A 25,997-nucleotide genomic window follows, 5' to 3' on the forward strand; every position below is an offset into this window, starting at 1 on the left:
GTTAGTCCATCTTACTGCCTTTATTCAAGCGGGATGTTCTTATGCGATGAAAATTTAAGGTTTATTTAATAAAATAAGTTTAAAATAGATACATAATGATTTGCGGAGTGTGCGACCATGCCTATTAAGAATAAAATTCTTTTTGATCTTGTGAATGATCCCAGATTGGCTGCAATGACAGGTACAGATGCAGAGAATCGAGATAAAGCATTAGAGGCCCTATTGGCAGTTGATATTAGTAACCCAGTAGAGTTCAGAAAAGCGGTAGTGCGGCATGGAGTTTTTTGGGAGACACTAGACCCTAATATTAAACCCAATACACGCTCAACGTGGCAACTTATTGCTCCAGAGTTTTTGGGAGGAAGGACACCAGAAGCTTTTTTTTCAAATGACGATTTTTTAAGTTCTACCGTATCAGATAATTCGCTTGCCAAAATCAAACTAGCCGCTGCCGAACAACGCGTAAAATTTGGTGTAAACGCAATAAAGGATCAAGCTGTCCTCTTACAAATTTTATCCCATAACACAGAAGAATGTAGGGCTTATTTGGCAACAAAAGTTCCTGCAATAACAGGGACTCACGGTTGGATACCCTCCGTAAAGCCAGCTTTAGTAGGCGGTGTACAACCCCCGGATACGAATAGCTCCATCAATATTTTGCCAGACATAGCGATTAAAAGAATTAAACAACAAGCAGCGAATCAATTTTTGACACAAGTTGTTACTGATGCAAAATCAGATAAGCTTTCACAATTAGAAGCTCTAATCACCCATAAAAACGATCCAGCGTCATTAAAAACTGCCATGGAGGCACTAGGTCTGCCTGTTCAGTCAACACCCTTATTTGATCGATTGAATGGAGACTTGGAACGTGCAGTAACAACTCGTATCACCGCCCTAAAAAACGAGGCTGCTATAGCTAAATTTAAAGAAGAACTGCAAAAGTTTGAAGACGGCCTTAAAAAGCCAGAGGATCTTTTGAGGGAATCAGTCCTCTTAAATGATACTGTGGACAACTTCCGAAACGCTGTGGGAGGTAGATTCCCTCCTCCTCCTCCCGACGATTATATAAATAGGGCGAAGGCTGATGGAACTGTGCAGACGCTTGTCGAAGACATGCATAAGCGTTTATGCGTTAGATATGTTGAAGAGGAATTAAAAAAAGTTCCAGATGTTCCTGCTCCTATTAACGTAGCCCATATGGCTGAGGCATTGAAAAAAACGACTTTCGGAGATATAAAAACTCAAATAAGAACTAATTTCCTTCCTGGCAAAGATGAGATTCTTAATCGAGCTATAGTTGACAATCCAGAGCAAAACCGTTTATTTAAAGCAGCTTTGGTAAAACGTTATATAAAGGAATTGACGGGTACGCCGAACAAAGCGTTTCTTGAAAAGCTTGCCAAACCAGAAACAGATATTAAGGAAATTAGAAGAGAGTTAGCAGCAAAAATAGGTAATGGTCTTACCCATGAGCATTTAGACTGCCTGCAAGAGTCTGATTTGAAAGAGATAAAACAACCTGCTCGACGCGAAGTGTTTAAATTGTTAGTTGGAGAAGGGCATCCTAAATTAATCGAGGCATTTAGTTCATTACCTGATAAGAAGCAAGAGGAACTCATTAAGCTTAAGCCTGAGGAATTACGTTTTAGATTGAACGCACAGACCAAATCAGTACTTAAGAGTTATTTGGGAAATGATGTTAATGGAAAAGATGATTATCTTGCCGGGATAGTTACTGAAAATAAAAACAATGCCTTTTTTAAACAAATAAATAATACAGAAATAGCAAAAATTTTGGCGGGTTATAACCCACCTATCACGGATATGAACGATGCCAAAGTTAAAGCAATCAATGATATTTTATTGGCAAAGCGTGGCAATGATCTTACCGACTTGGCGCAGATAGCTGATTATAAAGCGATAGTTGATGTGCTTTTCACACAATCCGGAATAGCAGACGATGCCCCTGCCCATAATAATAAACAAGCTTTTTACGCGGCATTTAATTTAAATCCAGCAGGGACGGCTTTTGGAGCATCTGTTGCAATCACCAATGCAATTAAAACACAACATGATCATAATCTGCTCTTACATAATAAGTTGCATACAGTTAAAGCGCTCCCTGTTCCTCCACCCCACTCTGGTTATGAAAAATTACTGGATGTTTTATTAAAGGTAGAAAAAACAGCTCAATTTGATCCTAATGCAGGTGGACTAGATAATATACGAAATAAATTTTATGAAAGTCCGACTCTAGAGAAGTTTCTAGATGTGCCTGAGGTGCAACTTATAAAAGACAAGCTCAAAGAGCAGCTTTCTGATGAGTTTGATAATATACGACAAGGACTCAAAGTCGATAAAGCGGGTAGTGTTAATGCTGTTGATACCCCTCAACAAAAGAAGGATATCCAGGAAGCAGAAAAAGCGTTTTTAAAAATTGATGCAAGAAGGGACGCGCTGCAAGATAAGCTGGGTGAGATCGCGGTTATTACCCGAATTAGTACAAGTCACGATAAAAAGGCTCCTGAGTTTGTAGGGCAATCCCAGGAAAAACTTAGAGAAGACCATGATACCTACACGACTGCAAAAAATAAGTGCTTGGATTACATCAGCTATTTAGAAAAAGCTCAGAAAGACCTCCAAGCCCTTAGACCTGCAATTCCTGCTAAGCTGAATCCCCCCTCCACTGCCAAAGAGGTATCAGCTCGTAACGACTTAAGAAGAGAAGCATATCAGTTGGATTTGAAGATTCAAGCTGAACTAACCCAAGTTAAAAAGCTCTTGGGTAAATATCAAACGGCGTATACGGTAATAACACAAGAAATATTACCTGCAGTTGAAGAGGCATCTAAGGACTCTAAAAGAGTAACGTATCAAGCTACAGATCTTACGATTGTTCGTCGGGGCCGTAAAGAAGCTTTGGACATGGGGCATAAATATACAGATCCAGATGATCCACATATCATCGCCAAACCAAAAGCTCGAAACACTAATGTCCTTCCGGGGCAGGATCCAGAGTCGCTTTTTAAAGCAACGGGAAAACCAGATCCCAACGAGGTGATTTGTTTTGATACATCGAAACCAGTAACAATTGTGGTTCCAGGGCCTGGCGGTACTAGGACGAATGAAAACGTCGTCATTGAAGGACGTTTTACTTACGATCCATCACCCAAAGGCGGTATTTCTGGAACGATGACGGGATCTGATGTTACCCGAGCTATGCCAGGAAAATATGAAGTCATCCAGTCTCCTCGACCTACGAATGATCCCCAGGGTAAGAAGAAAGCGGGGGAAATTACAGATGAACAAATCGATTTCTATATGAAAATGGCAACGCAGATCCTTTCAAATGTCAAACTACCGCTTAACAAAAAAATAGTAGTAGAGGGTGTGCGTGGCAAGGATGACGAAGTAAAGTTTTTACATACTGCATTACTTCTTGTTGGTGAAAAGAAGGGGCTTAAGCCCGATGACTTTAGGGTCACTGGCGATGCTGACTATAATCCGCAAGCACAAAGAAAGAAAACAGCTGGCATAGACAGAGGATTTTCTGACACCTCTTGGTATAAGAAGCATTTCGTAAATCCAGATGGTACTGTCAAGAACATGGTCAAGAACCATCTTGATCAATTCGAGACAGAAGTCAAGGGGAAAAAAGAGCAAGTCAAGACAACAGAAAAGGTAAGCAGCAGTCTGCAGAGTACTATGAAGGAAGAATTCCAAGTGGGTAGGGAAATTCAGGATGAGGCTAAGAAGCGAAAAGAGCAAGAAGGCATAACACCAGAGGTTGCACGAGTAATAGCTAATAACGGGTAATGTTATACACTATAACTATGAACGAATAACAATAAGGGGTTATACAATTGAACTCAAACCAATTGGCAATTGGTGTATTTGACTCAGGGATGGGCGGCCTGACTGTTCTGCGTGCTTTGCGGGAGGGGTTGCCGCACGAATCATTTATCTATTTGGGGGATACTGCTCGACTTCCTTACGGCACTAAAAGTCCGGATACAGTAAAACAATATGCCATGCAAATGGCAAAATTGCTGGTAGAGCGACGAATTAAAGCATTGGTGATTGCTTGTAATACCGCAACGACAGCAGCATTGCCCTATTTGCAAGAAATGTTGCCTGATATGCCGGTGCTTGGGGTGGTGGCTCCTGGTGCTGCAGCTGCAGTTGCAGCGACTGAAAACAATCGCATTATTGTTTTGGCGACTGAAACAACCATTGCATCAAATGCGTACCAGCAGCTCATTACCCAACACTTGCCGCAGGCAATCATTAATACTCGAGCATGCAGCGTTTTGGTTGCTTTGGCAGAAGAGGGAATGGTGACCAATCAAGTGGCTCGCGAAGCATTAAAGCATTATCTGGATGGTTTTACTAACGAAGATACGGTTCTTTTGGGATGTACACACTTCCCGGTATTTAAGCCTTTATTAAACAAATTATTACCTCAAGGGGTTACTGTAGTTGATTCAGCACATGCAACTGCACTGGCACTGCATCAGCTGCTCGAAAAACAGGATTTGTTGAATGACGTTCCTTCCTTAAGTAGTAAAGTAGCCTATTTAGTAACTGATTCAATCAAACGTTTCCAGATTGTAGGCGAGATATTTTTGGGCGAACGATTGGCATTGGATAATATCGAACTTGTAGATGTGAAGCCCTAAATAAAACTTCCATGAGTCACAGGGCTTCCTAAGAGGCGTTATTTTTTTCATTATTCTTTATTCCTACGTCCCACGGCTTGTCCACGGGATCCAGTTTATTGCAACCATTTATAGATCCCGCGGACAAGCCCTGAACGATCGTCAGTTTTTTAAATTTATCATGTACCACTTAAGTTTCTCTACGTGCTGCTTAAATTTCTCTACGTACGGCTTTCCTACGTACCGCGCTTTATGCGCGGTATCCAGAACGATATTTTAAGATGCCGCTGAGCATTTCTATAGCAAGATCCCCTGGATACCGCGCATAAAGCGCGGTACGTAGACTAAGAAATTAAGCGCGGTAGGTAGGCGAAAAATTTAGTGGAGGTTTCTCAAAACTGACGATACCTCAGGTAAACAGATCCTGAACGATCGTCAGTTTTTTAAATTTATCATGTACCACTTAAGTTTCTCTACGTACTGCTTTAAATTTCTCTACGTACCGCGCTTTATGCCTGAGAGATGGTCACTTTTTGTGACCATCTCTCAGGGACAAGCCGCGGGACGTAGGAATCTAGTGATGTATTTCTTAAATAACGGCAATACATCGAAGGCTTCAAATTACCCCAGTGCTTCCTTCATACGATATTTTCGTAATATGGAGTTACTCTTCCTTAGGTGGGCGGCTCATTAGATTTTGAACGACCTGTTTTGGACTAATTTTTCCTTGCAACAAGGAGTTAATTTGCTCACAGATAGGCATTTCTACTTGATGTTGTTTGGCGATAAAGCAGACTTGTGATGCATTATATTTTCCTTCTACTACTTGGCCAATTTGCTTTTCTGCTTCGGGGATGCTGATATTATTCCCTAGAAGTAAACCAAAACGGCGGTTTCGTGATTGATCATCAGTACAGGTTAATACTAAATCACCTACACCAGCCAAGCCAAGGAAGGTCTCTGCTCGAGCTCCCAAAGCAAGTCCCAGGCGTTCCATTTCTGCTAACCCTCTGGTGATTAATGCTGCTTTGGCATTCGCTCCATAACCCAAACCATCACTGATACCACATCCAATTGCCAAAACATTTTTAATCGCACCACAAATCTGGACACCAATAAGGTCCTCACTCAAGTAAACTCGAAGAGTATTATGGTGAAGCAATTCACGAATTTCTTTTTGATATTCTGGATCATTAGAGGCTAGAGTTACTGCAGTAGGGAGAAAGTGTGCCACTTCTTTGGCGAATGATGGTCCTGAAAGAATTGCCTGGGGAAAAGTAGAACCAAAAATTTGACCCACTAAATCACTGAGTAGTAGATGACTTTGTGGATCAATTCCTTTGGTCAGCCAGGTTAAGCCACGAGGTGTATTTTTTATTTTGGCAATGGTTGTTGCAAATGCATGGGAGGGTACGGCAATAATGATGTAATCGGCTTCGTCGGTACATTGTTCAAAATGAGCTGTGGGTTCCAGTGTTTTGGGAAAATCAATATCAGGTAAATAGCGTGAGTTTGTTTTTTTTTCCTTCATAAGAGCAACATGCTGCGGATCATGCCCCCAGAGTAAAACATGATGCCCTACTTTGGCGAGATGAATTGCAACTGCAGTGCCCCAAGAGCCGGCACCTAATATAGCAACATTTTTTTTGTTCATTTTATGCTCTTAAATAGGGAATTAGTTCGTAAGCACATCACTATTAAGTGAGAAAATCAGATCTATCTATGTCCCGCGAACAAGTCGCGGGACGGAGTGATAAGATTAGGATCCTTAGTTTAATGGCAGCTGGATTTGCTTTTCCAGGCTATGCTATTTTAATCCATACTTTCCTAAGATTGACCTTCTTTTTGTTTTTCTGCAATTTGTTGCATGTATAACGCATCGAAATTAATTGGGGCCAATACCAGCTGTGGGAAACTGCCGCGAATTACTTGCGAAGTAATGGCTTCCCGAGCATAAGGGAACAAAATATTGGGGCAGAAACTATTTAATAAATGATCCAATTGATTTTCTGGAGCGCCTTGAATAGTGAAAATACCTGCTTGTTTTACTTCCACAAGAAATGCCGTAGTTTTTTTGTTGCTTACAGTAGTAGTTACTGTCAATACAACTTCATAAACGCCTGCTTCCAGTTTTGTGCTGCTGGTGTTGATTTCAAGATTCAGTTCAGGTTCCCATTGTTGTTGAAATACTGCAGGTGTATTAGGCGTTTCAAAAGACAAGTCTTTTGTATAAATTCTTTGAATCATGAATTGAGTTTCATTTTGATCTTGTTGTGCTGGGTTTGCTTGTTCGCTCATAATATTGCTATCCTCTTAGTAATGGGTCGAGTTCTCCCTGTGCATCCAGGGCATATAAATCATCGCAGCCACCAATATGTTGGCCATTAATGAAAATTTGCGGTACCGTACGTCTGCCGCTTTTAGTGATCATTTCCTCACGTAATTCCGGTTGTAAATCAATACGAATTTCCGTAAATGAAGTCTGCTTCTGTTGTAATAACTCCTTGGCTTTGAAACAGTATGGGCAATAGGCAGTACTGTAGATAATTACTTCAGCCATAATTTTATTTTCCTTTAACCAGGGGTAACTCTGCATTTTGCCAGGAAGTAATTCCACCACTAAGTATATGAGGTTGGTAACCTTGAGTGCGAATTTTGCTGGCAATGGTTTGAGCTTCAGAAGATCGTGCAGAGATCAAAATGATCGGAACATTTTTATACTTATCCATTTTTTGCTGTTCAAAATCTTCGCTTTTAACATTGATTGAATCAATGATATGTCCTTGTTTAAAGGCTTCTTTGTCGCGCAAATCAATGACTACAGCATTTTCATTATTGATCAAATCAACAGCAGCCTGGGGCGTTAGTTCTTTTGCTTTCTTTTTTTGAGTGACTAACTCGTTGATAAAGATGAGCACTAAAATCACAATGAGGGTGAGCCATAGCTGCCAATGATTTATGATAAATTGACCTAAGTGTTCCATGTTCTCTCTTGATATTTTATGAATGTACGAATTATCCCCAGAATGAGGTCTTAACGCAAGTAAGGGAATTATTTAAATGTAGTGGATGCCGCGAAGCATAGCTTAAACTTCAATAATGGTTGGTATAAATAACTTTATTACTTGAGTTTGATGTTCAAGGCTGGCGAACGCAATTTAAAGTTGCAGCTTAAACTCCCGCTTTGGAGTATCCTCATCCCTCTTAAGAGGTTGCGATGATAAAAAACGAAACTCGGAGACTTTAGGTTTTACTCCAGAGTTTAACTCTGTAGTTGATATAATTTGCAGATCACAAACCCCATGCTTATCAAAAAACTCTTCAAGAGCGGCCTTATGCTCTGGATTGGTTGCGATAGTCTTTATATCTCTACCGATTTTTAACTCATTATGTACCCTATATTCATAAGCTGTTTTTTTTATTGTTGAAGGATCGGGTTCCTCCAAAATAAAAATAATCGGAAAAGTTTCGGTGCATAATTTCTTTTCTTGCTGGTTAAATTCAATTACATCGCCTTTAATAGCCTTCTTTAATAACGCAACATTCTCGGTAATTTGCGAACAAGCATATTTTATTTCCATACTTAAGCGGATGGGGTCAACACGTTCTTCACTATAAAAGTAATGGTCAATGAAATCCTTTCTTTGAGGGTCAATAAGGACTGTATCAAATTTATAAGCAGAAAAATTATTTTTAGTTACATCACTTTCAGGATCCAACACGCGAAAATATTCTGAAAATTGATGAGAGTCTGTGCTTAATTTATTGCTCAATAAGTACTCTGTAAACAATGAATCAATTTTTTTAATAAACCCCTTTTGCTCTTGGATCTGACTGTCTAGAAAATCAAGAGGGATATGTTCAAGTACAAAATCCATAAAAGGGCCCTGAATTTGTGGTGCTTCAACATCAAGTCTATTTGCTTTTAGATAGTGGGTAAAAATGTAATTGCGAATGTAATGCTTTTTAACCGTATCAGCTCCTTTATCCACCAGTTCCCATAATAACGCTACTGCCTGTTCACTCAGCTTAATGTGTTCACCCATATGAATTTCGCGCATGATTTGGATAATAACTTCCCAAAGATTCACTAAGTTTCCGTGAACCATGGTCTTGATCGCTTCTGCCAACTGAAGTTCATCCTGGTATTTTTTTTTCCAACCATACGTACCATATTGAGTAATAAGCTGACTTACAGGCCAAAAATTTTCTTCTGCTGAGGCAAATGCGATGCCTGGACTAACCGTGCATCCTCTGTGGCCACCTAAAGAAATTTCACCCGCTATCGGCGCGACGCCATATTGACGAATTAACACATCAGAACTACATAAGACAAATTGGGATTTTTTAAGCCCAACAAGTGTCGCAGAGCTTGTAGCATGATAATATTTCGTCATTTTAATAAATAATAAACCTTATAGGTCTCACATCGTACACTCGATGGTTCAGTTTGGCAATTTAAAAAACTGGATTTTGGGCATTAGTATTTAGGCGGGCATACCTGATTTTTCAATTGAGCTCAGAAACAAAGCCCAACAAGTTATCTCTTTCTTTTAAGTAATACATAAACTGCCCCACTTCCTCCATCCTTGGGTAAAGCGCTATGAAATGCCAAGATTTCATCCATCTGTGGTAACCAGCGATTCAATAAATTCTTAATCACAGGAGGCGCACCGAGGTAGCCTCCTTTACCATGAATAATGAGTAGGCATTTTTTGCTGCTTTCTGCCTGAGTTTGAATAAAATGGCACAAGATATCACGGGCTTTTTCACTTTTTAAACCATGTAAATCCAAACGGGCTTCCCATGGGATTTTCCCATGTTTTAATGCTTTAAATTGTTGGTTGGAAAGACTCGGATGGGTATACGATAGAATGGTTTCAGAAAAAACGGTATCCACAATCATATCCGATAAGTAATATTCCTTTTTATCTTTGGTTTCCAGGGATTTATATTTTTTAGGCTGAATCGAAGGCTTGGGCGTCTCAACTTTTACCCGTTTTGTTTTTTCATTTAATGGTTTTACCGAACGCATGGATTCGCGAAATAAAGCTTTGTCCTCGTCGGTTAGAAAATCATCAGCCATTTTTTACTAGAAATGATTAAGTGATAATTGAAGTATAACTCAGGTTGTTGGGATGCTTGAATAGTAAAGCTTTGGAGTGTTACTTGAATCCGTCCAGTCTAATGAATTCGAAAGTTCTGTTTTGAAGCCTTGAGTTATACTATGCTGCCCAAGGTTACTACTTTTGTTGATTAACATAGGGTACAATTTGTACCTTTCTGAGTGAGAATTAACATCCAATGAGCAATTATATACTTAAAGAAATGGAAGAATTAGTTACAATTTTGGATTTTTTACGTTTTAGTGTGTCCTGTGCAATGAATGCGAATTTATATTATGGTCATGGCACCGATAATGCTTGGGATGATATGCATTCATTGATTCTGAGAAGCTTGTTTTTGCCTTATGATTTAGAACCAAACTGGCTTAATGCACGTTTAACGGCCAGTGAAAAAAAACATTTACATCAGCAATTGGAAAAGCGCATCAATCAACGGGTACCCGTTCCCTATTTGATTAAAGAAGCCTATTTTTGTGATATTCCCTTTTATGTAGATGAACGTGTTCTTATTCCTCGCTCGCCAATTGCCGAGCTCATCAAACATGAATTTTCTCCCTGGTGTGATGCGAATAAAGTACATCGTATTTTGGACTTGTGTACTGGCAGCGCATGCATCGCTATAGCGTGTTGCTATGCTTTTCCTGAAGCAGAGGTTGATGCAGTGGATATTTCCAGTGAAGCACTTGCGGTGGCTGCAATTAATCGTGAACGATTAGGGGTTGAGGACCAACTTACTTTAATTGAATCAGATTGTTTCTCGAAAGTGCCTCAATTAGGCTATGATTTAATTGTTAGTAATCCTCCTTATGTAGGTAAGGAAGAAATGCAAACGTTACCTGATGAGTTTCGTCATGAGCCTGTTTTGGCTTTGGAAACAAGTAATAATGGGTTGGCTATTGTTGAAACAATTCTCCATAATGCCCATGATTATTTAAATGAACACGGCATTTTGATTGTGGAAGTGGGGAATAGTGAAACAGCTTTATGTCAGGCTTATCCTCAAGTCCCTTTCACTTGGCTTGAAATGAGTCATGGCGGGCATGGCGTATTTTTATTAACAAAGCAACAACTGGAAGAGTACTTTAATGTCCGGTAATACATTTGGAACTTTATTTGCAGTAACCACTTTTGGGGAAAGCCATGGCCCGGCTATTGGTTGTGTGGTTGACGGCTGCCCTCCAGGGCTGCACCTGCGAGAAGAAGACATCCAGCCCTTTCTGGACAAACGCAAACCTGGACAATCCAAATACACAACACAACGCAGGGAAGAGGATAAGGTCCAGATTCTTTCTGGTGTTTTTGAAGGTAAAACTACAGGTGCGCCTATTGCCTTGTTAATTCATAATACCGATCAACGATCCCGGGATTATGAAGAAATCAAAAATTTATTTCGTCCGGGACATGCAGATTTTACGTATCATCATAAATACGGTCATCGAGATTATCGTGGAGGCGGTCGATCTTCAGCGCGAGAAACCGCAGCACGTGTAGCAGCTGGAGCAATTGCACGTTTGTATTTACAACAACATCTAAACCTGGAAATAGTGGGTTACTTACAGCAGATGGGCGATTTGGTTTTGCACTTTGCAGATGAGGCAGAAATTAATAATAATCCTTTTTTCTGTCCCAATGCGACTCAAATTCAGGATCTTGCTGATGCAATTGAGAGCTTAAGAAGGCAAGGAGATTCGGCAGGGGCTCGGGTGAAGGTAATTGCTAAAAATGTACCTGTAGGATTGGGCGATCCTGTGTTTGATAAACTGGATGCAACATTAGCTTACGCGATGATGTCTATTAATGCAGTTAAAGGTGTTGAGGTAGGTGCAGGATTTTCAGCAGTAAATCAGTTAGGTTCAGCACATCGCGATCAAATGTCACGACAAGGCTTTCTTAGTAACCATGCTGGTGGAATACTAGGGGGCATTTCTACAGGGCAAAATATAGAGATCAGTATTGCATTAAAACCTACATCGAGTATAACTACTCCAGGAAAAACGATCGATGTTTTTGGTGATGAAGTGACTGTAATCACTAAAGGTCGGCATGATCCTTGTGTGGGGATCAGAGCGGTGCCAATAGCCGAAGCAATGATGGCTTTAGTGTTGATGGATCATTATTTGAGACATAAGGCATTAATCAATAAATAATTGTTTCTAAAAATGCCTACATGCCGCGCTTTATGCGCGGTATCCATAGAACGCACAAGAAAATAGACGCTGAAAACGGCTCAGATCTTCTGGGTACCGCGCATAAAGCGCGGTACGTAAGATGGACATAATGAGATTATGTTTCCCTTTAGTGGAAATACTTAAGAATATAGAAGAGGTAAAAATGAGCAGAGAATTAAATGTAGCCATAGTTGGCGCCACTGGTGCAGTTGGTGAAACTTTTTTAACTGTATTGGAAGAGCGAGATTTTCCTATAAAGACTCTTTATCCATTAGCTAGTTCTCGTTCTGTAGGAAAAACGGTAACGTTTAAAAATAAGCAATTGGACGTATTAGACCTCGCCGAATTTGATTTTAGTCAGGCTGATATTGCCTTATTCTCAGCAGGCGGTTCTGTATCTAAAGAATATGCGCCTAAGGCTGCTGCAAGCGGATGTGTGGTTGTCGATAATAGTTCTTGTTTTCGTTATGAAGCGGATATTCCTCTGGTTGTTCCGGAAGTTAACCCACATCGTATTGCTGAATATAAAAAGAGAGGGATTATTGCCAACCCCAATTGCTCTACGATTCAAATGGTAGTTGCTCTGAAGCCTTTGTATGATGCAGCAGGAATTACTCGTATTAATGTCGCGACCTATCAATCTGTTTCGGGCACTGGAAAAAAAGCCATTAGTGAATTGGTTTCACAAGTAGGGGATCTTTTGAATGGCCGACCTGCCAAGGTTAGCGTTTATCCCCAGCAAATTGCGTTTAACGCAATCCCGCATATTGATCAATTTGAAGAGAATGGTTATACCCGTGAAGAAATGAAAATGCTGTGGGAAACCCGTAAGATTATGGAAGATGACAGTATTATGGTCAATCCTACAGCGGTTAGAGTACCCGTTATTTATGGACACTCCGAAGCCATTCATTTGGAACTAAAAAAACCTTTGACTGCTGAAGAGGCGCGTCACGTTCTTTCTAAAGCTCCAGGTGTTAAAGTGGTGGATAATGTGAGTAAAGCAAGTTATCCAACTGCAATAAAAAATGCGATAGGCCATGATGAAGTATTTGTTGGTCGAATCCGGCAAGATATTTCCCATCCAAATGGACTAAATTTGTGGGTAGTCGCAGATAATATTCGCAAAGGTGCTGCCTCTAATGCCGTGCAAATTGCTGAAATACTACAACGAGAATATTTATAGTTTTAATTTCTACTGGCCTATTCAAAATCGCTAGATTATGTCGTGCGGTCTTGATTTTCACACATCGAAGCAGCATATATACAAGTATGTGGGTATCGGAGCACAGAAAATCAAGACCGCGGACAAGGTGGTAGAATTGTAAATAGGCCCTAAAAAATCCTCCTACTTTTTATAACGTACGTTATACTTTGATTAACACGATTGGATTTTTGAAAATATGCTAAATGAATATTATTTAACCGATGATATCGAAGAACCGGTTCTTGCGAGTAGTATTTTATCTTATGTTACTCCCAATGTTTCTGCAAAACGGTATCATGAATTAAAAACAGGATATATGCACTGGGATGCAAAATTGGACCTTTCTGGGTTAGAGCCAGAGAGTGCCCGTAATTCCTTGTTGAAATTCATTCGCAAGCAGGTGAAAAATAATATAAAGTGCGTACTCATTATTCATGGTGTAGATGGTCCTAAAAATACTCTCCCCCTACTAAAGAATTTAATCAATCACTGGTTACCGCAAATTATAGAGGTTGCTGCTTTTCACAGCGCACAACCTAAAGATGGTGGCACTGGCGCAGTGTATGTTTTGCTCAAAACAACACAGGATCTTCCGAAACCAACTCGCATCGAAAAAAGCACTTCCTTTTTAGTTGCTGAAACTAAAGCTATGGAGCGACAGAGACGTTTGGCCGAACAGCAAGGGGAACGGAGGATCGCATTAGTGAAAGCGCGAGAACACTCTGACTATGAGGCTCAGCCCGGTCCTGAAGGGGAATTGCAAAATAATATTTTACAACATCCAGCATTAGATAGTCAGCGTTTTGACGGGGTGGATACTCCTTTAAACCCTGAGCCCCCATTAAATACTGAGGCGCGACGAGAATATGATAATGAACGACGCAATCAGGAACAAGAAAAACAACTGCGTTTAGGTCATATGCCAAAATTCACTAATACCCCTAAACCTAGAGGTCCTTATTAATGACAATAGCAAGTGACATAATCAGTCATCGAATGCCTGATTTTGAAGCTTACCTTCGAGCAGGAGAATCATTAGATGACATTGATGAATACGGTTTTACCCCTTTAATTGAATGTGCGATTACGCGTCAAATTGAAATTGCTGAGCAATTAATTGCTCGTAAAGTTGACGTAAATAAAGCAGATGTAACAGGGCGGACTCCTTTACATTGGGCGGTGGATAATAATGATGTTACGATGGCGCAATTGTTATTAAATAATGGTGCAGACCCCAACGCCTATACGCGCAATGGACTTTCTGTTTTGGTTTATCCTGTATTGCGTAATCAAGAAACACTCAAACATTTACTGTATCAAAATGGAGCTAAACTCGATTTTGCCCTTGATTTTATTAATGGCAAATTAATAGGGCATCGTTTTGAACTACAAGGTGATGTAGATATAGTCAATGCCAAGGGTGAATTTATTGAACTGGACTATGAGGGGTTCATTCTTGAATTTACTGTTGCAGTAATAAGAGATGCCTTGAGGCGTTTTATCAGCAGTTATTCAACCCGGCATTTGCGCGAGTATTTTCCGTTAGCCCATGTCATTATGGATGCATTTTTGCTTGCAGAAGAGCTTTTGCAATATCAGCATTTGCCTTTTCTGGATAAACAACACATGCAGCGGCTGAATGAATTATTAAAAGCGCCTATGTTAATTCTTCCGGCAGCAAGTCGCGGCCACGCCATGGGTTTTATTCGCTTTGGTCAATGGTGGGCTAAAATTGATCGAGGTGAAAATAGTCTGCAGGAAGGAAGCGTGAATATCTATAAAATTACTTCTCCTGAGGCATTCAATGCGCGGTTTTTACAAAATTTTCTTTATAAAAAACAAGCAAGACGTTATTTTCACCAGCAGATCAATCAGCAATTAGGTTTAGTTCCGCTGGCAAAAATGCCGATTAGTTCACAAATAAGCGGCAATTGTTCTTGGGCTAATATACAAGCGATTGTGGCAGTTGCCTATGCGATTCAAGGATTGGAAAAAAGCAATTTTTTTAATTCGGACTCTGCTATGGCCTTTTATAATGAGTGGGTAGCGTGGGATAAAGAACGAGCTATAGATGAATGCATCCAACGCTTTTATTTGGCTAGCCCTGTGCGTAAAGCAAGTATCGCGGCAATGTTAGGGGGCGTTTTATTTCAAGCATGTAATTACGCGAACAAGCGACATTTAGAAATGGCGGAGAAAATTCTTAAAATTTTAACTCTCCCTGATTATGAATACATTTTGAAAAGTTATCTTGAAGAATATTGTATTAAACGATTAACAAAAAAAGGGAATAATTTACTTAAAATCCTCGATGATTGTGGGATTAATCCTAATATTGGTGTTAATCCTATTGCCACGGATTTATGATTGTAGCCTAGGTGCAATGAACTTAATCTGATGCACATCGCTGAAAAACTAGTCCAGCTTTATTCCTACATCCCGCGGCTTGTCCCTGAGAGATGGCCACAAAAAGTGACCATCTCTCAGGCATAAAGCGCGGTACGTAGAGAAATTTAAAGCAGTACGTAGAGAAACTTAAGTGGTACATGATAAATTTAAAAAACTGACGATCGTTCAGGGTCTGTTTACCTGAGGTATCGTCAGTTTTGAGAAACCTCCACTAAATTTTTCGCCTACCTACCGCGCTTAATTTCTTCGTCTACGTACCGCGCTTTATGCGCGGTATCCAGGGGATCTTGTTATAGAAATGCTCAGCGGCATCTTAAATATCGTTCTGGATACCGCGCATAAAGCGCGGTACGTAGGAAAGCAGTACGTAGAGAAACTTAAGTGGTACATGATAAATTTAAAAAACTGACGATCGTTCAGGGTCTGTTTACCTGAGGTATCGTCAGTTTTGAGAAACCTCCACTAAATTTTTCGCCTACCTACCGCGCTTAATTTCTTCGTCTACGTACCGCGCTTTATGCGCGGTATCCAGGGGATGTTGCTATAGAAATGCTCAGCGGCATCTTACAATATCGTTCTGGATACCGCGCATAAAGCGCGGTACGTAGGAAAGCAGTACGTAGAGAAATTTAAGCAGTACGTAGAGAAATTTAAGCGGTACGTAGAGAAACTTAAGTGGTACATGATAAATTTAAAAAACTGACGATCGTTCAGGGCTTGTCCGCGGGGCGTAGGGCACAGATGTGAGCAAGAGACACCGGCTTGTCCGAGGGATCCAGGAAATCTGCGCAAACAATGGATCTTGCGGACAAGCCGGAATCTTCTATACATCGTTGAAAAACCAGTCCAGCTTTATTCCTACATCCCGCGGCTTGTCCGCGGGATCCAGAAGATCTGCGCTAAAACACTGGCCCCCGCGGACAAGCCGCGGGGCGTAGGCAGAGAGGTAATCAAGAGGTAGGTGCAGCTAGCGGCATTGGAGTTACAAAGCCTATTACACTTATTTTTTCAGCTATAATCAAAAGGTAAGAATTCTCTTATTTATAGATAGGGAGATCATTATGTTAAAGTGGGCGCTCATCTTTTTAGTTGTCGCCATTGTTGCAGGTTTATTTGGTTTTCGTGGGATTGCGTCTACGGCTACAAGTATCGCCAAAGTGCTCTTCTTTTTGTTTATTATTATTTTCCTGTCATTATTAATTTTGAGTTTATTTGGAACTGCAACACTTAGTGCTGTGCCGTAACCTGGGTGATGCGAAGCGAAACCAGGAACGAAAATCGCTCTAAAAATCTCTGACAGACTACAATGTCAAAACAAGATTTCAATCCAACGTCTTGTACGAGAGTAGTTGCCAATAGAATTTTTTAGGACAGAGAAGCCATATCAATAACAAAACGATAGCGAACATCACTTTTCACGACACGTTCATATGCTTCGTTGACTTGGTGTATGGGGATTAATTCAATATCCGATGCGATGTTGTGTTTGCCGCAAAAATCAAGCATTTCCTGAGTTTCTTTAATGCCTCCAATCATTGATCCAGCCAAGCTTCTTCGTCTGGATATCATGGAAAATGGATTAACTGGGATGGATTCTTCTGGAATGCCAACTACGACCATGGTTCCATCACGTTTAAGTAATTTGATGTATTCATTCCAATCGATTTTAGCGGAAACAGTACAAATAATAAGATCAAAATAATTAGTTAATTTATGAAAGGTATCAGGATCCGAAGTAGCAAAGAAATGATCAGCGCCCATACGTTTGCCATCTGCTTCTTTATTCAGTGAATGGCTCAATACAGTTACTTCTGCCCCCATTGCATGGGCTAATTTGACTCCCATATGTCCAAGCCCCCCCAAACCTAAAATACCCACACGTTTTCCAGGACCAGCATGCCAATGTCTTAGAGGGGAATAAAGTGTGATTCCCGCACAAAGAAGCGGTGCTGCTGCATCCATAGGTAAATTTTTAGGAATTCTTAGGACATAATTTTCATCCACTACAATTTTGGTAGAGTAGCCACCTTGAGTAAGATTACCGCTATGTCGCTCAGTATTGTTATAGGTTAAAGTCATTCCGTTCTCGCAAAACTGCTCCATTCCTTCATGGCAGTTTTCGCATTGTCGGCAAGAATCAACAAAACAACCAACTCCAACAGGATCACCCACTTTAAACTGAGTAACGGATGAACCTACCTGACTGACTACACCAACAATTTCATGTCCTGGAACCATTGGAAATAAGGAGCCGCCCCATTCATCTTTCACTTGATGAATGTCTGAATGACAAATGCCGCAGTAATGGATGTCAATCAGTACATCATTTTTCCCAACGTCGCGCCGATCAAATGAAAAAGGGGTGAGTAGCGCTTTTGCGCTTTGAGCGGCATAGCCTTTTGCAGGTATCATTTAAAACTCTCCTTGTTTTATGGAAAAATTTTCTTGTTGTGGAATGAGGAAAACTAAAAATCTTGGATTCAATTTGTAAAGCGAATAAACTTTTAATTTAAACTGTAGCCTGGGTGGAGCGCAACGGAACCCGGGTGATAAACAGTGATTTTTATCTGAGGCCCTGGGTTGCGGCTTGCGCCTCCACCCAGGCTACAATTCTTTCAACTTTATTCTTTTATTGCAGGTTCTCTTTTTTTATTGCTTTCCCCTCTAGGAGCCGAGGATTTGACATTCCCTTGCTGCTGACTTCCTTTTCTACGGTTTTGACCTGAAGCTTGGCTCGTATTTGTATTTGTATTTGTATTTGTATTTGTATTTGTATTGGTTCGTTGTTGTTGATTACCACTGGGCCGGCGTCGTCGGTTTTGTGATCTTCTGTCCCCAGAACCTTTAGAAGTTTTTGCTTGAGGCTGATTACGGCCATGCATTCTTTTAGATTGGCTTTGTGGTGCCGGACTTAAAGAGTCTGTATTCCCACCACCAAATAAACTTGACCATAAACGTTTGATAAAACTGGTTTGGGCACTTTTTGCAGGCGGATGTTCTGTAAAGGATTTGACTGCAGGTTCATCACGTAAAGAAGCTTCAGCATCACTACTGGTAACCTGTAATTCAGGTTGTTGAATTAAAGTATAACTGGGCTTTTTAGATTTACCTACGTTATCTTCTTTTAGCCGCGTGATTGAATACTGAGGTAAGTGCATAAAGGGATTAGCGATAATCATCACTGTGACACTATGTCTTTTTTCAATGTCTCTAATGAAACTGCGTTTTTCATTGATGATGAAGGTTGCCATTTCCGCAGGAAGTTGTACTTGTATTTCAGCGGTCTTTTCCTTTAATGCTTCTTCTTCAATAAGACGCGTAATAGCTAGCCCATGAGACTGAATATTACGTACCGTCCCCCGTCCTTCACATCGTGGGCAAACTTCCTGAGCGCTTTCACCCAATGATAATCTGAGGCGTTGACGAGACATTTCCAAAAGACCAAAACGCGAGATACGTCCAATCTGGATACGGGCTCTATCTGCCTGTAAGGCTTCTTTCAAGCGATTTTCTACATCACGTTGATTCTTACTGGAACTCATATCGATAAAATCGATAACGACCAAACCACCCAAATCGCGTAGACGTAACTGACGTGCAATTTCATCAGCTGCTTCGATATTTGTATTGAAGGCTGTTGCTTCAATATCTGCCCCACCAGTTGCTTTAGCTGAGTTGACATCAATTGACACCAGAGCCTCGGTTCTGTCGATCACCAAAGCGCCTCCAGACGGCAACATAACTTGTCGTTGGTATGCAGTCTCTATTTGGCTTTCAATCTGATAAAAGTTAAATAAGGGAATGCTGCTGTTATAGAGCTTCAGGTTTGGTAAAAATTCAGGTTTTACCCGCTCAATGTATTGTTTGGCTTTAATGTAAGAAATTTGATCGTCAATGATGATTTCGCTGATTGATTTGCGTAAGTTATCGCGAATAGAACGGATGATGACGTCACCTTCTTGATGAATCAAACAGGGGGCAAGTTCTGTATTATACGCTTGTTTGATTGATTGCCATTGATTGCACAGCATATCCAGGTCATCTTGCAATTCTTCTTGGCTTTTACCTACACCGGCTGTGCGGATAATAAGTCCCATATCTTCGGGTAAAGTCAGTGCGTTGAGTGTTTCACGCAGCTCATCACGCTCGTCCCCTTCGATACGTCGTGAGATTCCCCCAGAACGTGGGTTATTAGGCATCAGAACCAGGTAGCAACCTGCTAAGGTAATGTAGGTAGTCAGCGCAGCACCTTTGCTGCCTCGTTCTTCTTTATCTACTTGGACCAGTAATTCCTGACCTTCACGGATTAACGAAGTAATTGGTGGTTTTTCATCCCCAAATTCTTCAAGATTTTTGCTTAGATATTCAGGTGCAATTTCTTTAAGAGGCAAGAAACCTTGTCGTTTGGAACCGTACTCTACAAAAACAGCATCAAGGCTTGGTTCTCGTCTGGTAACGGTTGCTTTATAGATATTCCCCTTTTTTTTCACTTCACCAGGACATTCAATATCCAGGTCAAACAAATAACGGTCTTTCACAAGTGCAACACGAACTTCTTCGGTTTGTATTGCATTGATTAACATTTTTTCCATCTATTACCCCATAATTAGGGCGCAGTCATTTAAGTTGAGATAGTATAAGGCTCAAAATACCTTAGAGGTTCAATTAGCCTGTCTACAACTCTACTATCTTGAGTCGGAATGCATTGCTTTTCTGTGCCCCGAGGCTCGCATACTGATGTATGCGCTGCGCTTCAGTGCTCGAAAATCAAAGCCTTGCGACTCAATCTAGCGAATTGTAAACAAGTCCTGAGATTTACTGGTATTTCTACGCTTTTGGGTGATGTCGGGATTTTTTGTGCTTCGTTGCACACTTCAGTATGCTTTGTAGCAATGTTTGGAACCCCGGGTGTTTCACCGCAAGTAGGTAGTAGGTCAGTAGAATCTGGAATTGAACAATAAGCGATGTGAACTTTAGGCGAACCCATAGCCATAAAAACAGACTTTACGCATGTTCCCTTTTCAATGAGAGGTGCACACTGTGAAATATACTGGTTACAAATCAAACGGGTTGAAATATGAAGCCAAAGGCGTGCGAAAACCCTGAAGTAATTCATAATCGGTATAAAGCATGTCTGGCATGCGTAGGTTTCTGTCAAAAATATGCTCAATTTATCTCTGGCATTGGGTCGCTTCCTTATATCTTTAAGCTTAAATGGAAGCGCTATTTTTTATTTTAACACGTAATTATTCATTTAGGTTGGGTTAAACCCCCATTTCCTCAATGACTAGCGTATACTTTAAAGTAAATAGTCACGCTTTTTATTTAAATGCGTTATAATTCGGTTGCATGGAAATTTTCCCACGCTATAGGCGATCATATCAAAAAAATCACGCCCAGCAAACAGGTTTATTGACAATGAGTGAAGTTAGTTATAAAGAAATCAGTAATGAAGAAGAAGGGCAACGTCTGGATAATTACTTAATTCGTATTTTAAAAGGTGTTCCCAAAAGCCATATCTATAGGATTATACGTGGCGGAGAAGTCCGGGTTAACAAAAAAAGAGCGCAAATCAATTCAAGATTGCATGCTGGAGACAGTGTACGGATTCCTCCAATCCGCCTGTCAGAATCAAAAGAGGTATTTGTCAGTGATAATTTGGCAAAACGGCTGAAGGAAAGCATCATCTTCGAAGACTCTTGTTTTTTGGTAATTAACAAGCCAGCAGGTATTGCCGTTCATGGAGGTAGTGGTTTGAGTCTTGGGGTAATCGAAGCGTTGAGAAAAACCAGGAATGATTTGCATTATTTGGAATTAATTCATCGTCTTGATAAGGAAACCTCAGGGTGCCTTTTATTAGCCAAAAAAAGAAGTACGCTCAGGGCAATACATGCGTTGCTTGAGTCACGTGAGGTGCAAAAAACTTATTGGGCATTACTAACACATCGCTGGGAAAATAAAAAACAAGTAATTGTTCGTGCCGCCCTTGAAAAAAATACTTTAAAATCAGGTGAACGTATTGTATCGGTTAGAGAAGAAGGAAAAGCTTCTGAAACAGAATTTAGGCTTCTGGAAAATTATCAACAGGCATGTTGGGTTGAAGCCAGTCCCAAAACGGGGCGTACGCATCAAATTCGTGTGCACAGTGCTCATTTAGGACATGTCATTGTCGGAGATAAAAAATATGGAGCACTTGCAGGAGAAATCGAAGGGATAGATAATCAGTATCATCGTCTTTTTTTACATGCACGATCCATTCAATTTGAATTGAATGGTACAAAGCATTTTTTTCAAGCTGATGCAGATAACCATTTTTCTACCGCACTAAAACAATTACGTGCGAGGAGCGTAGTGAGCAATGAGCAATCCATATGATTTGGTAGTATTTGACTGGGAAGGTACTATTGCGGATACTTTAGGGATAATTTTACATGTAGTTGCTACAGAGGCGAATGTGCTGGGATTTGGTAACTTTGATCCCCACCAGGCGAGAAAATATGTTGATTTGGGTTTAGTACAGGCTTTGAGGAAAACCTATCCTCACTTGACAGCAACTCAACATCAACAATTATTACAGGCCGTACAATTGGCCTTGAACTCTCGCTCATCCGATGTCTGTTTGATGCCTGGCGTGCGTGAACTGATCTATCAATTGCACGAGGCTAAGATAAACCTGGCAATTGCCACCAACAAAGGACATCAATCCTTGTTACGTGCCTTGCAGGCTGCGGGCCTTGATACACTGTTTAAAGTAACGCGCTCTGCGGGGCAGGTCCCTGCAAAACCTTGTCCGCAAATGTTGGAGGAAATTATTGAGGAGTATGGGGGAACTGCTGCGACAACTTTAATGATAGGCGATTCACTAACCGATATGGAAATGGCAAAAAGTGCTCAAGTTACTGCTGTAGGAATAGATATTTATCATCAACAAGAAGAAGCAGCCCTTAAGGTCGCTGGTGCGATCGTAGTATTTGATGATTATAAACAGGTAATCGATTTCCTTAATTTAGCGAAAAGTAGTTAACTACAGACGTAATTGTTCTGCCTAGGCAAGAAACATGGTAACTTCCAGGATTCCTGGTTATGTTTCATTTTACTTAGGCTGGATTTTTGGGCTTACTCAGAGGATGGGGGTTGCTTTATTTAGTCATATGTATAGGGAGTATCAAGCGTTGAGTACATTAACCAGTTTGCCGAATTTATTAACATTGCTGCGGATTATGCTGATTCCAGTATTTGTTATTATATTTTATTTGCCTTTTTCATTTGCGCATATGTTGGCAGCAAGTATTTTTGCTGCAGCAAGTTTTACTGATTGGTTAGATGGCTATTTGGCACGTAAACTCAAGATGATGTCTCCTTTTGGTGCTTTTCTTGATCCTGTGGCAGATAAGCTATTGGTTTCCACCAGTTTGCTGTTATTGGTAGGAGCTAAGGAAATTAATTACATTACTATTCCTGCTATTGTCATTGTTGGACGTGAAATTGTTATTTCCGCATTACGTGAATGGATGGCTGAGATTGGCCGAAGGGCGAGTGTTACCGTAGGTTATGTGGGTAAGATAAAAACGTTTTTACAAATGATTGCTTTATTTTTATTGCTCGCTTTTAATCCGGTTGATACTTGGGGTGGTATCTTTGGTTTTGTCTTACTTTATGTGGCTGCAATTTTAACGATTTGGTCGATGATTATTTACCTGGTAATTGCTTGGCCAGAATTAACGAAAAAAAATTAATTTTATTATTGACAGGGTGTTAAATTTCGGTAGAATCACACCCCGTAGAGACGCGGGAATAGCTCAGTTGGTAGAGCACAACCTTGCCAAGGTTGGGGTCGCGAGTTCGAGTCTCGTTTCCCGCTCCAAATTAAAGCGACAAAAAAGTCGCTTTTTTTTTTAGAGCTACGAAGAAGATACAGAAGTATTAATTGGGGCTGTGTGGCAGAGTGGTCATGCAGCGGCCTGCAAAGCCGTGTACGCCGGTTCGATTCCGGCCTCAGCCTCCATAATCGATTGCCCAGGTGGCGAAACAGGTAGACGCAAGGGACTTAAAATCCCTCGGTGGTAACACCATGCCGGTTCGATTCCGGCCCTGGGCACCAATCAACTTATTCTGTAGCAAATAAGATTAAAGCAAGAATTGCAAAGACCATACCCAATCCATGTTTGAATGTTAGTCCTTGTTTCAGAAACACAACGCTTAACAATAGAGTAATCATAGGATACATTGATGTGACAAGCACTACGGGCATTGTAGGTCCATTACGTAGCGCAGCAATGAAAAAAATGCAGGCAACCCCACTTGCTAAACCGTTCAATAGTCCGTATGCACTCCCTTTAGGGCAAAGATCCAGTTTGAAATCAAGTAATACCAATGCGATGATGCCGGAAATTAATACACCTATGCTTGAATAAAAAGTGATGGACAGGGGATTAATAAAACTTGATGCTCTTGTGCCCCAATAGCCCCAGGCACCATAAAGACACAAAGCAATGAAGGAAGGATAATACCAAGAGCTAGGATTCATACACATTACCTTACCTGATACCAGGTTTTACATATTAGTTATATAGGATAACCGCTCGTTGATTTAAAAAATACACTACCGAGTATCCTTTCTTGATTCCTGGATCACTCCACCCAGTCATATTTGCACTTAGCTAGGAACTACTCTTTGTTCCGCTGCTGGCGAGTTGGATTGATAATCCAGTTCTCTTTGTTTACCTAACCATTCAATTAATCGAGTACGAAACGTTTTAAAAAATAAGCAGAAACGATTGGATGAGCGCACTTGAGCCATTTCATCATTTTGATACAAATCCATTACTTCTTTTGATGTGGTTAATTTTAAATTCAAGGCAACTTTATCTGCATGAAAGGCAATGTCAGTCAAGGCACAATTTTTTAATTTGAAGAAATCCTCGACAATTTCACGACCTTCTATTTTAAAATCAGTAAGCGTAAATTGATGTTTTGCGAAGTAGGTACAGTTTTTACCATTTGTTGCTTTTAATTCTTCATGGGCACCTGCTTCAATAAGTGCCCTACTTAAATCATCAAAATGATAAAATCTTGCCCAATGAAGCGCAGTCATCCCATGATTGTCTGTTTGATTTACACTACATTTTAACGCGCGCATTTTTTCCAAAATATGCGTTGCAGCCTCTTTATCGGCTAGTTTGCAGGCTAAGAGCAGGGCTGTATTGTCATACGAGGTTGCTAAGAGCAGTTTCGGGTTTGCCAAGTCCAATGCTTGATTCAGATTAAAAAAGTTGCGATCGATAATGGCTTGATGTAACGGGGTATTGGTTGGTACTACATCATCATAACTTCCTTTCGCAGGGAGAGAAAGTCGGCAAAATAGATTGAGTCTTTCTAATGTTTCTTCGCATGATCCAACAGATTGCAGTTCGTGCAGGTAGACATTGAAAAAAATATTCAGTGCGTCTAAATGATGTAATAAGGGCAGAATGTGTTTTAAAACAGTGGGGTGCAACAAATCATTACTTTGTAAATAGCCCAGGAACGATTGAAGTTTTTCTATACTTTTTTTATACCTTAATTGAGGGAGCATTTCTTCTATTATATCTTTTCGCAACAGATCGAGCTTGCCTACGAACTTAAGAAATTGTTCAAGTGTTCGCAGATCTTCCCCGGAGTAATTCACCGTAGTTAATAATTCTGCCATTAAAGGAATTAATTCAGAAGGCAGGTTTTTACAGAGCCCAAATAGATCAAAAATTAAATACCACTCGCTATATTCCTCCGTATATTGCAGGTCACCCTCATGCCTGCTAAAACGAAATGGGGTCACATGAGTTATTTGCGCATATCGAGCAAGTTTATTTTTTTGGGCTAAAAAACAGATGAGCTCATAAATTTTATCATCACGTGCAGGAGTCATCATAATTGCTTTAATCAGCGCTTTACGTGATTCCTGGCTTGTATTTTCATTAATAAACAGGCGCAAGGCCGAAACAGGGTTTGAAAACTGTTTTGCTTTAATGAAGGAAACGAGATGAATGAAATCAGTTAACTGGTCAAGTGCTTCGCCACCTTGAACTACCTGAAGTTCTTCACCCACCAGAGCATCCAGTTCATCAAAAAGAACATCAGGTTTATTGATTAAGGCAATAATCTTATCACTGAGAATGATTTTTTTTATTTCTACTTGCGATGAAGCCATAATCGTCCTCCTCTTAAGTCAAATACTGGTTTTATTGATAAAACATCTTACTTTAATTAAATTAAATTCACAATTTGTAAAATTAATGATTTTTATAGAAATATAAGGTATAAGAGAAGGCAATCGTCCTGCATAAAGAGATATCCACAAATTCTGTGGATAAGTTTGTGGGTTATCTGATGAAGAAAATAATAAATCGGAACTGGGTATAAGGTATATCTCTTGGGTGATTTTTTCTCT

General features: G+C 40.3%; 21 protein-coding genes and 3 tRNA genes. 14 read left to right on the top strand and 10 right to left on the bottom strand.

Annotated elements, in window-relative coordinates:
* The first annotated feature begins 117 nt into the window (after nucleotides 1-117).
* Nucleotides 118-3,819 carry a hypothetical protein gene (locus FOLKNPGA_RS03200; protein WP_182351723.1) on the top strand — a complete coding sequence of 1,234 codons (3,702 nt, stop codon included), beginning with the start codon at nucleotides 118-120 and terminating at the stop codon, nucleotides 3,817-3,819.
* A gap of 47 nt (nucleotides 3,820-3,866) precedes the next feature.
* Complete coding sequence (gene murI / locus FOLKNPGA_RS03205) at nucleotides 3,867-4,682, top strand: glutamate racemase (protein ID WP_182351724.1); 816 nt, start codon at nucleotides 3,867-3,869, stop codon at nucleotides 4,680-4,682.
* Nucleotides 4,683-5,325: 643 nt separating this feature from the next.
* Here murI and FOLKNPGA_RS03210 read toward each other — a convergent pair.
* The 6 genes from FOLKNPGA_RS03210 to FOLKNPGA_RS03235 form a co-directional block, all read right to left on the bottom strand.
* Nucleotides 5,326-6,315 (bottom strand): NAD(P)H-dependent glycerol-3-phosphate dehydrogenase, encoded by a 990-nt coding sequence (locus tag FOLKNPGA_RS03210; RefSeq protein WP_182351725.1) that lies wholly within the window; start codon nucleotides 6,313-6,315, stop codon nucleotides 5,326-5,328.
* Nucleotides 6,316-6,488: 173 nt separating this feature from the next.
* Nucleotides 6,489-6,959, bottom strand: a complete 471-nt coding sequence (gene secB / locus FOLKNPGA_RS03215; RefSeq protein ID WP_182351726.1) for a protein-export chaperone SecB — start codon at nucleotides 6,957-6,959, stop codon at nucleotides 6,489-6,491.
* A 7-nt stretch (nucleotides 6,960-6,966) separates the two neighbouring features.
* A complete protein-coding gene (grxC, locus tag FOLKNPGA_RS03220; RefSeq protein ID WP_182351727.1) occupies nucleotides 6,967-7,221 on the bottom strand; it encodes a glutaredoxin 3 in 255 nt (84 codons plus the stop codon).
* A gap of 4 nt (nucleotides 7,222-7,225) precedes the next feature.
* Nucleotides 7,226-7,645, bottom strand: coding sequence for a rhodanese-like domain-containing protein (locus FOLKNPGA_RS03225; protein ID WP_182351728.1), 420 nt, complete (start codon nucleotides 7,643-7,645; stop codon nucleotides 7,226-7,228).
* A 174-nt stretch (nucleotides 7,646-7,819) separates the two neighbouring features.
* The gene (locus FOLKNPGA_RS03230) at nucleotides 7,820-9,058 is read right to left on the bottom strand and encodes a hypothetical protein (RefSeq protein WP_182351729.1); all 1,239 of its coding nucleotides are present in this window, start codon (nucleotides 9,056-9,058) and stop codon (nucleotides 7,820-7,822) included.
* 143 nt (nucleotides 9,059-9,201) lie between these two features.
* Nucleotides 9,202-9,747, bottom strand: coding sequence for a Smr/MutS family protein (locus FOLKNPGA_RS03235; protein WP_182351730.1), 546 nt, complete (start codon nucleotides 9,745-9,747; stop codon nucleotides 9,202-9,204).
* A 218-nt stretch (nucleotides 9,748-9,965) separates the two neighbouring features.
* Here FOLKNPGA_RS03235 and prmB point away from each other — a divergent pair, with 218 nt between their 5' ends.
* The 6 genes from prmB to FOLKNPGA_RS03265 all read left to right on the top strand — a co-directional run bounded on the left by prmB (nucleotide 9,966) and on the right by FOLKNPGA_RS03265 (nucleotide 16,815).
* Entirely contained in the window at nucleotides 9,966-10,883 is a 918-nt protein-coding gene (gene prmB / locus FOLKNPGA_RS03240) for a 50S ribosomal protein L3 N(5)-glutamine methyltransferase (RefSeq protein ID WP_182351731.1), read from the top strand.
* Nucleotides 10,873-11,934: a chorismate synthase gene (gene aroC, locus FOLKNPGA_RS03245; protein WP_182351732.1), complete on the top strand. Its 1,062-nt coding sequence runs from the start codon at nucleotides 10,873-10,875 to the stop codon at nucleotides 11,932-11,934. Before prmB ends, aroC begins: the two co-directional genes overlap by 11 nt.
* 184 nt (nucleotides 11,935-12,118) lie before the next feature.
* On the top strand, nucleotides 12,119-13,141 hold the full coding sequence (locus FOLKNPGA_RS03250) for an aspartate-semialdehyde dehydrogenase (RefSeq protein ID WP_182351733.1): 1,023 nt from the start codon (nucleotides 12,119-12,121) through the stop codon (nucleotides 13,139-13,141).
* A gap of 217 nt (nucleotides 13,142-13,358) precedes the next feature.
* A complete protein-coding gene (locus FOLKNPGA_RS03255) occupies nucleotides 13,359-14,126 on the top strand; it encodes a Smr/MutS family protein (RefSeq protein WP_182351734.1) in 768 nt (255 codons plus the stop codon).
* Nucleotides 14,126-15,529, top strand: a complete 1,404-nt coding sequence (gene ankH / locus FOLKNPGA_RS03260; RefSeq protein ID WP_182351735.1) for a Dot/Icm T4SS effector AnkH/LegA3 — start codon at nucleotides 14,126-14,128, stop codon at nucleotides 15,527-15,529. The genes FOLKNPGA_RS03255 and ankH overlap by 1 nt, the downstream gene beginning before the upstream one ends.
* A 1,103-nt stretch (nucleotides 15,530-16,632) precedes the next feature.
* Nucleotides 16,633-16,815 (top strand): DUF1328 domain-containing protein, encoded by a 183-nt coding sequence (locus tag FOLKNPGA_RS03265; RefSeq protein ID WP_182351736.1) that lies wholly within the window; start codon nucleotides 16,633-16,635, stop codon nucleotides 16,813-16,815.
* A 121-nt stretch (nucleotides 16,816-16,936) separates the two neighbouring features.
* Here the strand turns inward: FOLKNPGA_RS03265 and FOLKNPGA_RS03270 are convergent, their stop codons facing one another.
* Both FOLKNPGA_RS03270 and FOLKNPGA_RS03275 read right to left on the bottom strand, forming a co-directional pair.
* On the bottom strand, nucleotides 16,937-17,983 hold the full coding sequence (locus tag FOLKNPGA_RS03270; protein WP_182351737.1) for an NAD(P)-dependent alcohol dehydrogenase: 1,047 nt from the start codon (nucleotides 17,981-17,983) through the stop codon (nucleotides 16,937-16,939).
* Nucleotides 17,984-18,192: 209 nt separating this feature from the next.
* Complete coding sequence (locus FOLKNPGA_RS03275) at nucleotides 18,193-20,163, bottom strand: Rne/Rng family ribonuclease (RefSeq protein WP_182351738.1); 1,971 nt, start codon at nucleotides 20,161-20,163, stop codon at nucleotides 18,193-18,195.
* 826 nt (nucleotides 20,164-20,989) lie between these two features.
* On the opposite strand from FOLKNPGA_RS03275, the gene FOLKNPGA_RS03280 reads away from it, so the two are divergent.
* The 6 genes from FOLKNPGA_RS03280 (at nucleotide 20,990) to FOLKNPGA_RS03305 (ending at nucleotide 23,672) form a co-directional block, all read left to right on the top strand.
* Nucleotides 20,990-21,946, top strand: a complete 957-nt coding sequence (locus FOLKNPGA_RS03280; protein ID WP_182351739.1) for an RluA family pseudouridine synthase — start codon at nucleotides 20,990-20,992, stop codon at nucleotides 21,944-21,946.
* Entirely contained in the window at nucleotides 21,930-22,595 is a 666-nt protein-coding gene (locus FOLKNPGA_RS03285; RefSeq protein WP_182351740.1) for an HAD family hydrolase, read from the top strand. Before FOLKNPGA_RS03280 ends, FOLKNPGA_RS03285 begins: the two co-directional genes overlap by 17 nt.
* 148 nt (nucleotides 22,596-22,743) lie before the next feature.
* Nucleotides 22,744-23,307 (top strand): CDP-diacylglycerol--glycerol-3-phosphate 3-phosphatidyltransferase, encoded by a 564-nt coding sequence (pgsA, locus tag FOLKNPGA_RS03290; protein WP_182352744.1) that lies wholly within the window; start codon nucleotides 22,744-22,746, stop codon nucleotides 23,305-23,307.
* Nucleotides 23,308-23,359: 52 nt separating this feature from the next.
* Nucleotides 23,360-23,435 (top strand) — tRNA-Gly (locus tag FOLKNPGA_RS03295).
* Nucleotides 23,436-23,502: 67 nt separating this feature from the next.
* Nucleotides 23,503-23,576: transfer RNA gene (locus tag FOLKNPGA_RS03300), tRNA-Cys, on the top strand.
* Nucleotides 23,577-23,585: 9 nt separating this feature from the next.
* Nucleotides 23,586-23,672, top strand: a tRNA-Leu gene (locus FOLKNPGA_RS03305).
* Nucleotides 23,673-23,678: 6 nt separating this feature from the next.
* Here the strand turns inward: FOLKNPGA_RS03305 and FOLKNPGA_RS03310 are convergent.
* Both FOLKNPGA_RS03310 and ankQ read right to left on the bottom strand, forming a co-directional pair.
* Entirely contained in the window at nucleotides 23,679-24,098 is a 420-nt protein-coding gene (locus FOLKNPGA_RS03310) for an EamA family transporter (protein WP_182351741.1), read from the bottom strand.
* Between the two features lie 129 nt (nucleotides 24,099-24,227).
* Complete coding sequence (gene ankQ / locus FOLKNPGA_RS03315; RefSeq protein ID WP_182351742.1) at nucleotides 24,228-25,757, bottom strand: Dot/Icm T4SS effector AnkQ/LegA10; 1,530 nt, start codon at nucleotides 25,755-25,757, stop codon at nucleotides 24,228-24,230.
* Between the last annotated feature and the right edge of the window lie 240 nt (nucleotides 25,758-25,997).

Source organism: Legionella sp. PC1000 (genome assembly GCF_014109805.1).
Lineage (GTDB): Bacteria > Pseudomonadota > Gammaproteobacteria > Legionellales > Legionellaceae > Legionella > Legionella resiliens.